This window comes from Siccibacter turicensis LMG 23730 (assembly GCF_000463155.2).
GTDB lineage: Bacteria > Pseudomonadota > Gammaproteobacteria > Enterobacterales > Enterobacteriaceae > Siccibacter > Siccibacter turicensis.
The window spans coordinates 1-223 of record NZ_AWFZ01000018.1 but is presented as its reverse complement, the minus strand read 5'-3'; the positions used below and the strand labels follow the sequence as shown (position 1 = coordinate 223).

Sequence of the window (223 nt, the reverse complement as noted above, 5' to 3'; positions counted from 1 at the left end):
ACTGCTCTTTAACAATTTATCAGACAATCTGTGTGGGCACTTCGGGGCACTGATATCTTTAACGTCGCAAGACGAAATAAAGCATTATCAAGTCTCAGAGTGAACACGTAATTCATTACGAAGTTTAATTCTTTGAGCATCAAACTTAAATTGAAGAGTTTGATCATGGCTCAGATTGAACGCTGGCGGCAGGCCTAACACATGCAAGTCGAACGGTAACAGG

At 41.3% G+C, this 223-nt stretch carries 1 rRNA gene; it reads left to right on the top strand.

Going from position 1 to position 223, the window contains the following annotated elements:
- Positions 1-147: 147 nt before the first annotated feature.
- Positions 148-223, top strand: a 16S ribosomal RNA gene (locus tag DW58_RS04245); the annotation flags it as partial.